The organism is Sinorhizobium sp. 8-89 (genome assembly GCF_030124325.1).
GTDB lineage: Bacteria > Pseudomonadota > Alphaproteobacteria > Rhizobiales > Rhizobiaceae > Sinorhizobium.
Genome location: NZ_JASKLR010000057.1, coordinates 1 through 10,067, shown reverse-complemented (window position 1 = coordinate 10,067; position 10,067 = coordinate 1). Strand labels below are relative to the sequence as shown.

Below are 10,067 nucleotides of genomic sequence, written 5' to 3'. Positions count from 1 at the left end.
AGCGGGCAGGGAAAGCGGGCGCTGAAACTTCGCCCAGCACTAGCAGGAAGAGGCCGCATTCGACGCGCTGATCAGTGTTGAGCCGCCTCACTAGGCGGCTCTCGATCTTTCTTGCGTGTCACTGTGACGGCGGCCGACGCCAACTTCATATTCGCCGGGCCGATTTGTGCGCACACGATAGAAACCGCTTCAAGCTCAAGCCCGCCAGTAAAATGTAAGGCGGCATGGCGAGCGAATAGTGACCGCAGTTGAGTTCCAAAACATTCGGCCTGACTCCGGCGTCCTTCAGCTTCTGAATGAGGCGTCTCGATAGGTCGGGCAACACCACCTTGTCCCTCGTAGCCAACACCACGTGAAGTTCGAGATCGGACCGTGCCAGATTACGCGCGTAATTTTCCAAGTTGAGCGGACCCCATGCCCTTCGGAGATCGGTGAGCTCAATTACAGGCTCAAGGCTATCACGTATCGATCGGGTCGCGCGCCCCGTCCAAACCATGTCTGCGAGGCTACCCGCCGTCAAAAATAACGAGGCCTTCGATACGGCCGGGTCATGCGCAGCGATCAATCCCGCAACCCAGGCGCCAAGGCTCATGCCGAGAACCGAGACCTCTCGATAGCCTTCGCTCTTCAGCCAGCGGATGAGCTTTCGCCCATCCCATACGGCCTGCCTTACAGACTGGATCGTTCGGCCGAGATTCGAACTAAGCATATAATCGGCGTACAGCGAGCCGGGACGGCTGCGCTCGAGGTGATAAGGCATAGCAATCTCGACAACCGTGATCCCACGCTGCGAGAAAAACTTGGAAATCTGACGATTTCGGGCGCTGGCATTCCAGTGATGAAAAATTACCAAGGCATGATCGAGCGAGCCGCTTTCGGTGATTTTTGCCCAAACGACGTTGTTCTCTTCGACGTCAGTAGAAATGTCCGATGGAAATCTGAGCCACCCATCGTGCCTTACAAAGCCCTGGCCGCTCCCGCTCGGCTCATCGTAAAAGCTTGAATCAGACAGGGCCTGGTCCGCAAGGACACAAAACTCGTCGATAGTTTCTATCCTCTTCTCGCCCGGAAAGGCCCGGCCGGCGTCAAGGATGAAATCCGTTACTTTCTTCGCTTCCTCACCGCGCCGCGCCCGCCGCTCGTCCCAACGATCAAGCCAATTATGATACACTCTGGTTGCTTCCTAACTCGCTTGCTCGCCATCGCCCAAACTCTGGATCAAAGAGGCCGTATGTCGCGAGCAGCACTCCAACGCCGAGGAGGATCGAAAAGCCCTCGAAGGCATCGATCAACAAGTAGCTGGCAAAGAGCAACCCTACGACTGCAGACATCCTCCATAGAGGCACGCGAAACCGCTTTCCGATACCCAAGCGGATGGAACCGTACAGAAAAACGATACAGGTCGAAATGGCGACTAGGCGGCTGCTGTAATGCGTTGGCGTTCTATAACTGAAGCTATTGCCGCCGTCGTGGCGCTCATACAGGACCGAAGACATATCGTGGCTATCCAGGTCACGATATCTCCTCCGTTCGAGCTCAGGTAAGAGCTTTGGACCTTCATGCATATGGCGACCAGAACACCCAAGACAGTACATCGGAAAATTCCCCGCATCACCCTGAGGCCGATTTCACCGCCGTTGCGCCGATGTTCCACCGGTCGCATCGTTGATGCCCCTTCAATTCTCCAGAGATCATGGACGATCGTATGAAGCAGAATGATAAAAGCAGAGGCACATGTAGAGATATGCGAGCGCCGTGAAAACAATCGAAACTGGCACTGATATGACTTCAGGGGCGCACAATGGCTAACTTACCCCAATCTATTGCATAGTTGCCACTGCCTGTTGAGTCATCTACCGATCCGACAGCAGTTCTCAGCGTCGCCGAATTGGTGACTAGCCGAGCCACGCATGCAAGGTTGACCTGTTAGAACTGAAGGTAGATCACTCCAGCCATCACAGCACTGTATCAACGGCAATGTTTCGTGCCCGACATTCTGCGACTCCACGCTAACGCAGTGCAGGATCTTGCGTGGTCCAAACTGAGGGGCGAAACCTAGAGTGAGGTACGCTGCTATTGTATCGCTCGCGGGTGACGCCTGCGGTGGCGCTTTATCTCGTGCGCACCTGCGCATGGGACGCCATGACGTTTCCGGCAGGGCACGGAAAAGGCGTCCTTGGACGAGATGATCCGTGTAAGCTTCCGCACCCGTCGCCCATCTTATCCGGCGTCAGGTAATAGGGACGGTCCAGGTGCGCTCGATCGAGCACGGCAACCCGATTACTCCTGCGACGGCCCGGCGCGTGCGAGAGGCGCGCGCCTTTGTGGGTTCCATTAACATCACGTACGCGGTCTTGGCGCGCGAGGGTGTCGCACATGGATACCGGCGACTTCGCTCCAAAAATCAATTCGTCTTGTTTGTAAATCTCGCGGGCATTGGAGACCTTCGGGAGGCCAGCGGCGCGCTCGAGGAGGTCGTCTATGTTGTCGACCATGAGGAACCCTATAAGAGCGATGGCGCAAACTGCGTGTTGATAATCGCTTCGACCAACGTGATGCCATTGGGGGTCAGCGTCACCACATCGCGTTCAATGACAACCAGCGACTTTTCCACTAACTCGCTCAACGCGCAATTGATGATCTCGTTGTCAAAAAAGCTTCTTCCAAAGCGCTGCCTGAATACGGCATCATCGACCGGAATGAGCGTCGAGAGCGCCATTTTAAATGCGCTAATTTCCCGGTGAACAGGCGACATGCCACGGCTGTCCTGGATCGGAAGACGATCTTCGCGCAGAGCGTCCCTGTAAGCTCTATAACCGGTGATATTGATCGCTTCAGCTTTCGTGCATTTCGAACTACCGCCGAGGCCGACGGCTACCTCGGGAAACTGTTTATCCAGATCGGTAACCAGGCTTTTCCATTTTTCCGGTCGACGATCGTGTCGATGAAAGTACATAGTAGGGTGTTCACGATAGGCGCTCTCCAAATATTTTTCGATGAGCTCGCGCATTTGATATTGCTTTCCCAGGCCCGGAAAGCACATGTTATCGACATCATTCAAACCTGTTTTCTGCCACACACTTCGACGCTCCCCGGAGATGCCAGTACGGGTTTTCATGAACTCTTCCAGATGCAGCTTGGTGCAGACCACATGGGAAAGTTCCAGTTCGCGGGTTTTCTCCATGTCGTGTCTCACAGCGTCTACGCTTTGTCCCAGCATGCCGTAGATGAGATCGACACTGACCCAGTCAATACCTAATTCCCGGGCGTTGTATACAGCTTCAACACAATCGTTTGCGGAATGCATACGTCCACAAGCAGAAATGATTCGATCGTCAAAAGACTGAGCGCCAAAACTTACTTTTGTGAAACCAAGCTCTCGCAATAGCGACAGGTACGATTTTGTCAGTGTGCCAGGTTCGCCTTCGAACCGCATTGTGGTCGTAGTGAAATTGAAATTGGCTTTGTAAAACGCCATTAACCTACGCAGTTCCGATTCAGGCAGCAGCGATGGGGTGCCACCAAAAATATTGAACTCCCCAACTTCAACCTCGGCAAGGCTCGGCACCTTCGCCAGCCACAGTGTCGCTTCTTTAATATTCAGATCAACCAGCTCTTTCAGGACTGCCTGCGAAGACGCTGAATGAGGATTGAGAATGACCGTCGGAAACTGGCAAAAATGGCAGCGGTAACGGCAACTGGGAATGTATGCCCACAAATGGATTTGCTGCGCTTTTGCAATTTCGCTTTCCATGTCTGAAAAAAAGGATGCCAGTGGATAATTTTCTATATCTCCGGGGAAAACATGACAGCCAAACGGATCCTTATAGACGTAGTCCAGAAAAACGTTGTTTTCCGATCTGGAAAGGAATTCGGAGACTAGAGGGACCGGATACCTAGGATCCAGATCGCGTAAAGACGCCATTGCTTCATTCATTTAGAACACCCCTCCGTTCGCAAAATAATTATGTGCCTCGCCAGATTCACGATCTTCACAGAAGTACCAAACAAAGCGCTTGAACTCCTCGGGACTGACGTTGTCAAAGCAGGCGGGCAATGGGGGAGGAAAACCGATGTCATCGCCGACTGTACGCCGCAGCGCGGCAAATATCTCGTCGCGAAACTCAAAATATAACCGATAGGAGGGAGTCTTATAGGTATGAATGGCCCTGAAATCGATAATACGCATCTCGTTTTTGATTTCCTGGATGCGCTGGTGCAGTCTGTCGGCCACTTGTTCGGTGAAGAAATCCCTGACTTCCACTTTCTTCATCAAAAGTCGTGGGTTCAATAATACGGGCAAGATGATATTTTTAGGAACGTAGTCCTTTATCGAGTAAAACCAAGCTTGCTTAGATTGTTCGCCTGTCGTGTCAGGCGGGGCTTTCTTCTGCGTTACCTCGGGACGCACATCCTTCATGATAATGACGCCGTCCCGGCCGTAGGCCGCCCCCGTGATCACCTCATCAAGAATTGTATCAACGCGTCGACTATTGATCTGTACGCAAGAGTCTGGTGCGTAGACGGGCTTGCCGCCGTAGGCAATTACTTTAATACCGAAATCCCAGTCGTCCGATAGATGTTCAACGAAGCGACCATTGTTCAACTGATAGAAAATTTCGATGCCGCCCACCTTATCATAGAATTCCCGCTCTACCGCAAATCCTTTACCATCAGGAAAGCCACCAAATAGTTTAAATGAAAAATCGCGGCAGCGTAATGTCTTCTGTATTTCTCTGAATAGGTTAGGGCGATGATGAAAGCTCTTTTCATTATAGTAGTATTTACAGGTTCCCAGGTCCCCATCGTCCTTCATCATTTTATCGATGAGATGATGGAGCCAATAAGGGCTAACAGTGCAGTCAGCGTCGGCAGAAACAATATAGTGTTTGTTTCTTTTTCCTGATCGGCTATCTCTAACTTTCGCTCTCAAGGACGCGTAATCCATGCCACGCTTTCTTGCGGATGAAACGCCTTGAACGCTTTCCCTAACAACATAGATGTCTAGGGAAGGGTGTTTGGCTTTGAAGTTATTGACTACGGCTACAGAATTGTCCGTCGAATTGTTATCGACAACTATAAGTTCGTAACTGTCGTAAGTAATCAATTCTCCATGCGTACGCTGATAATAAATTGACTCAAGGACGTCGTTCAAACGCTCACCTTCGTTAAAGGCCGGGAGCACAACTGATACGAAAATGGTGTCACGCATAACTTCAATCACAATCATTCAAATTCAACACGTCAAAGACGTTGTTGGAAAGGACGCGCTTCCCCCTATTAAAATTCCTTTCAGAGACGGCCTTCCTCAATTGTTTGTCTGAGAGAAGACGAAATACCTCATCGATAAATCGTATGCCGGGCAACCCGTCATTAGTGCTGGAGATTTCCAATACTGGGGCCTCAAATCCATGCCGACCATAAACCTCGTCGTAATATTCATAGCTAGTGGTGATATAACAACGCTTTTGGCTAATTGCCTCGCCAATGGGGTTGCCATAACTGTCGTAGTCATAGGATGTGAGAAATGACACTAGATCGCACGAGTAATAAAGATCCTCTATCGTGAACGCATTGCTCTTAGAAGGAATTAAGTCGTGGTACAAAGGTCCGACAAACTTGATATACTGTGATATACCTAACGCTTGTGCTGACCGAACAAGCTCTACGTAATGAGAGTAATCTTCATTTTTATCTCCGGCAACCACGAGGGTCGCGGAAGTGCTTTCACCGAGTTCACGGAAGCGTTGATTTAATTGTCGAACCAACACAATATCTCGGTCTATTCGTTTTTGAGGTATCAGACGCGTTGTTCTCGCGATCAGGATATCGTGTTTTCCAATATGTAATAACTCTCTAACGTCACTATGATGAGACCGCTCTGAAAACTCATAGGTATTTTTCCTGACCTTAACCTCCACCTCAAAGTTGCACCAAGTTTCTAGTTCATTTCGTAGTTTTTCGTTCAGGGTAACATAGGTGATGTATTGCGATTTTGCGGGTTTAACCGCATGGGGATATGGTGGAACGCCATATTTCATCGCCTTTTTCTCGCTACTCCACATCAGGTCGTGGTCGCGCCAGATGACGAAACACCCCAGATTCAGAGCCTGTCCGTACTGTTCAATTGCCAGGCGAAGTGCTCGGGAATATACGATATTTTCGGGCAGCGTCCCGTTTTCAACAATAACTTTGCTGACGTTCAGACGTTTCCATAGGGCAACGATTTTAAGCGCTACTCCTGCGGCAACCTGATCCACTGATGTAAGTATTGCAGCCTTTTCATCATGTGATACGGCAAGTGTCGGGTTAAGCAAGGCTATATTTACGTCTTTTATAAATTCAGGAGTATAGTTAGGTATAGTAGTGATATCTACGCGCACTAGTTCAAAGTAATTGTGGTATAGATAAGTCTCGTTCGCATAGGGCTTTCCGAAGTTTCCCTTGCTTATGTTTATATCGTAACCTAGGTCCAGGTAACACCTGAATCCGTTTTCTTTGAGTTTCTTCGCGACCTTCATTGCTTCAACAGTGATGCCTGACACTGACACAGCATCGAATGAAATAAACATCGCAGCTTTCGAACCGGCGACAATCATAATGATTGGTGCCCAGCCAGGGTCAGTCTGCCGCCGCCGGACTCCTGCACGGCGGCGCTGATCCGGTTGCCCGCTGAACTGACTTCGTTGAGATAGCTGTCCACGGGCTCGGTTCCGCCCTCAGGTAGGCACGTCCGATCGAACTTTCGTGCGGTGGCCGAGTCGAACAGTCGAATCCGTCCGTTTCGCTGCGCCGCGATTTTCGGCGCAGCGATTGGCACCATGAAATCGGTCAGTTGACCGGCGTTCGCCGCGATCAACTCGCGCCGGTGGCCAATTGCGGGGTGTTTGGCGGTCAGGCCGGTCTGCCGAGCCCGTCCCGCCTCAGCGGAGTTCAGACGGTTGTAAACGCGGGTGTGTGAGCGAAAGGAACATCGAAGTCGGCCGGGAACTGAGCCTTCATTCTTGGCGTTCTCGATAAACCCGTGCAGGTCGTCGCCGATGACCTCTGCCATACAGGTGGTCGAGACGGCAATCATCTTCGGGTCGTAGAGCGTGTATGTGTTGGCGAGACCGTCGACCATGTTCTTCAAGCCGCCGAACACCGCCGCGTCCTCGGTCATCGAGGACGAAACCGCTGATGAGGGCTCCTTGAAGTGTCGCGACAGATGTGAACGGTAGTAAGCAACGCAGCCCTGGCTGCCATGAACGAAGGACATCGTCCGCTCGAAGCCCGCGGCCGCGAAGACGGCGCCGAGCGGCTGGCAGGCTTTAGCCGGGTTCACGACAAGGGCTTCGCGGGCGAGGTTTTTTTCGCGGTACTCCCAGGTCTTGGTGTATTCGCGTTGATCGGTAACGATCTGATCCGGGTGCGGACATTCGAAATTCAGCTTCTTCTCGGCGAGCATCTTCCTGTATTCCGGCTCGCGGAACAGGGGAGCATGGTCGAGGACTTTTTCGGCCGACTGCGGCATGGGTGGTCACCTCTTTCCTTCTGGCGCGCCTTGCGGCGGCACAGGACGTCGAGACGTTTCAAGTTTCCCGCGGATCAGGGGTCGCGGGCGATCATCGGCCCCCCTGCTCCCGGGAGGCCAGTTTTTATTCGGCCGCGACCGCCATCGGCGGCAGAGCCTTTTTCTTCCAAGGGGCGTCGTAGAGGTCCCAGACCGGGTTGTTGATGGCCAGATCCATGTCGCGGGCGAAAATGGCGAAGCCGTCATAGCCGTGATACGGGCCGGAATAGTCCCAGGAGTGCATCTGACGGAACGGAACGCCCATCTTCTGCACCGGGTACTTCTCCTTGATGCCCGAGCCCACGAGGTCCGGTCGGATCCCCTCGATGAACTTTTCCAGCTCATAACCGGTCACGTCGTCATAGATCAGCGTGCCATTCTTCACGGAATGGCCGGTGCGCTGATAATCATCGTTGTGAGCGAACTCGTATCCAGTGCCAACTATCACCATCCCGAGGTCCTCATAGGCCGTGATGACGTGACGAGGGCGAAGGCCGCCGACATAGAGCATTACGGTCTTGCCTTCGAGGCGCGGCCAATACTTGTCGATGACCGCATCGACCAAGGGGCGGTACTTGGCGATGACCGCCTCGGTCTTGTCCTCGATGGTGGGCCCGAAATGCTTGGCTATTTTGCGCAGAGAGTCTTCGATCTGTGAGGGACCAAAGAAATTGTATTCCATCCAGGGGATGCCGTACTTTTCCTCCATGTGCCGGCAGATGTAGTTCATCGACCTGTAGCAGTGGATGAGGTTGAGCTTGGCCTTCGGCGCGCGCTCTACCTCAGCAAGCGTCGCGTCCCCGGACCAGTTGCCGACGACGCGCAAACCCACCTCCTCCAACAGGATACGCGTAGCCCACGCGTCGCCGCCGATATTGTAGTCGCCGATGACGTTAACGTCGTAACGGCCGGCCTCGAACTCGACTTCCGTTTTGTCGAAGACCCAGTCGCGGATCGAGTCATTGGCAAGGTGGTGACCAAGCGATTGCGAGACCCCGCGGAAGCCTTCACAGCGCACCGGCACGATCGTCTTTTCGTGCTCCTTCGCCTTTTTGCGCGACACCGCCTCGATGTCGTCGCCAATCAGGCCGATCGGGCACTCGGACTGCACGGTGATCCCCCCTTGTTCAGCGGAAACAACTCCTCGATCTCGTCGATGATCTTTTCCAACTTCTTGTCGCCGCCGAAAACGATGTCCTTCTCCTGAAAGTCGGAGGTGAACTGCAGAGTCACGAAGCTGTCGATGCCCGTCGTACCGACGTAATAATTCCGGCGCTGCGACCAGGAATATTGACCGCAACCGACTGGCCCATGTGAGATGTGGACCATATCCTTGACCGGACCCCACACCACGCCTTTGGAGCCGGCATAGGCGCAGCCGCGGATCGTCATCACGCCCGGAATCGACTTGATGTTCGATTTGACGCTGCATTCGGAGAGGACCTCTCCCTCCTCGTCGGCCTCCTGCCCGTTCGTTGCGACGCTGAGGTGCTGCTTGCGGCGCTTCGCCGCCTTGTCTGGATACTGCGACAGCACTTGCTTGATAAGCTCCTCATGGAGAGCGCCCGTCATTCTCATAGTCGAGGCTCATGGGGCCTGTTCCCTTTCAAGGTTCGCATGCGCCTCGCGGGCGAGGCGCGTTCTTGGAAAGGACGCGCCAGCTCAAGGCCGGCGCGCCCCCCTGCTGGCGGCAGGGGAGGGTGCCTAATGGGCAGCCGCCAGCTTGGCTTCCTTGGCCTGGAGTTCGGCAAGCATCTGCTCATCGGTTTTCATGATGCCGAAGTCGAGCAGCATATCGTCCAACTCCTCCATGGTGATTGGGGTCGGGATGGTGCCCTGACCCGAATTGGCATGGATCTTCTCGGCCAGCGCGCGATACTCCCCGGCCTGCTTGGAGTCCGGCGCATACTGGATCACTGTCATCTTCCTGATCCGGGCCGCCGGACTCCACGCACTTGATGCCTCTGTAGCCGACCTTGAGCACGTCCTCGAGTTCGAGGTCTTCCACCGAACCCTCCTCGGCCGCGAGATGCAGAACCGTGTCTTGCGCCTTCGAGTTCAGGATCAGGCGCGTCGAGTCGGCTTTGGGGTCGCAGCCCACGATAAGGATCTTCTGCCCGAGATCGACAAGGGCCGCGAGCGTATTTTGGGAGGTGGTGGACTTGCCGATGCCCCCCTTGCCGTAGAATGCGATTTGACGCAAATCTGACATGTAGCCTTCCTTCCTTCGTTTCATCCATCGCAACGGCGATCGGCAGCTCGCGCCGCCTCGCAAGGAGGGTTTCAAAACGCGTGCCAATTTGGCTGATCGAGCCCGAAGAAGAGCCTTTTATTTGTTTTTCAGCTATTTACCGTAAGTCGAAACAAGAGTTTGGCTTAAACAAGTCTGTGTCGCTGATCCGACAAAGCCGACAGCAGCTGTCGGATGCCATTCCTTTAGAATGACCCTCGGTTAGTGACGACCGACAGCAGGATCAACGAGCTTCGAAATGGAAGCAAACGGACATCCAAGCTC

General features: G+C 53.4%; 5 protein-coding genes and 4 pseudogenes. All 9 read right to left on the bottom strand.

Annotation, left to right across the window (positions count from 1 at the left end; genetic code table 11):
* Positions 1-145: 145 nt before the first annotated feature.
* The 9 genes and pseudogenes from QN219_RS33285 to QN219_RS33245 all read right to left on the bottom strand — a co-directional run bounded on the left by QN219_RS33285 (position 146) and on the right by QN219_RS33245 (position 9,764).
* Positions 146-1,171, bottom strand: coding sequence for an RcgR family putative quorum lactone hydrolase (locus QN219_RS33285; RefSeq protein ID WP_283980108.1), 1,026 nt, complete (start codon positions 1,169-1,171; stop codon positions 146-148).
* Positions 1,161-1,842, bottom strand: a pseudogene (locus QN219_RS33280) (RcgA family putative transporter); the annotation flags it as partial. The gene QN219_RS33285 and the pseudogene QN219_RS33280, both read right to left, overlap by 11 nt.
* A 661-nt stretch (positions 1,843-2,503) precedes the next feature.
* Positions 2,504-3,937, bottom strand: a complete 1,434-nt coding sequence (locus QN219_RS33275; protein WP_284004688.1) for a radical SAM protein — start codon at positions 3,935-3,937, stop codon at positions 2,504-2,506.
* On the bottom strand, positions 3,938-5,230 hold the full coding sequence (locus QN219_RS33270) for a glycosyltransferase family 2 protein (protein ID WP_283980106.1): 1,293 nt from the start codon (positions 5,228-5,230) through the stop codon (positions 3,938-3,940).
* On the bottom strand, positions 5,217-6,572 hold the full coding sequence (locus tag QN219_RS33265) for a hypothetical protein (protein WP_284004687.1): 1,356 nt from the start codon (positions 6,570-6,572) through the stop codon (positions 5,217-5,219). The genes QN219_RS33270 and QN219_RS33265 overlap by 14 nt, the downstream gene beginning before the upstream one ends.
* 23 nt (positions 6,573-6,595) lie before the next feature.
* Entirely contained in the window at positions 6,596-6,859 is a 264-nt protein-coding gene (locus tag QN219_RS33260) for a hypothetical protein (protein WP_284004686.1), read from the bottom strand.
* 86 nt (positions 6,860-6,945) lie between these two features.
* A pseudogene (locus QN219_RS33255) lies at positions 6,946-7,513 on the bottom strand (DUF3364 domain-containing protein); the annotation flags it as partial.
* Positions 7,514-7,637: 124 nt separating this feature from the next.
* A pseudogene (gene nifD / locus QN219_RS33250) lies at positions 7,638-9,143 on the bottom strand (nitrogenase molybdenum-iron protein alpha chain).
* 113 nt (positions 9,144-9,256) lie between these two features.
* Positions 9,257-9,764: pseudogene (locus tag QN219_RS33245) on the bottom strand (AAA family ATPase).
* Between the last annotated feature and the right edge of the window lie 303 nt (positions 9,765-10,067).

Excerpts from the sequence above, each read along its gene's own strand:
- QN219_RS33270 (WP_283980106.1), bottom strand. The coding sequence starts at position 5,230 with ATGATTGTGATTGAAGTTATGCGTGACACCATTTTCGTATCAGTTGTG.
- QN219_RS33265 (WP_284004687.1), bottom strand. The coding sequence starts at position 6,572 with ATGTTTATTTCATTCGATGCTGTGTCAGTGTCAGGCATCACTGTTGAA.
- QN219_RS33275 (WP_284004688.1), bottom strand. The coding sequence starts at position 3,937 with ATGAATGAAGCAATGGCGTCTTTACGCGATCTGGATCCTAGGTATCCG.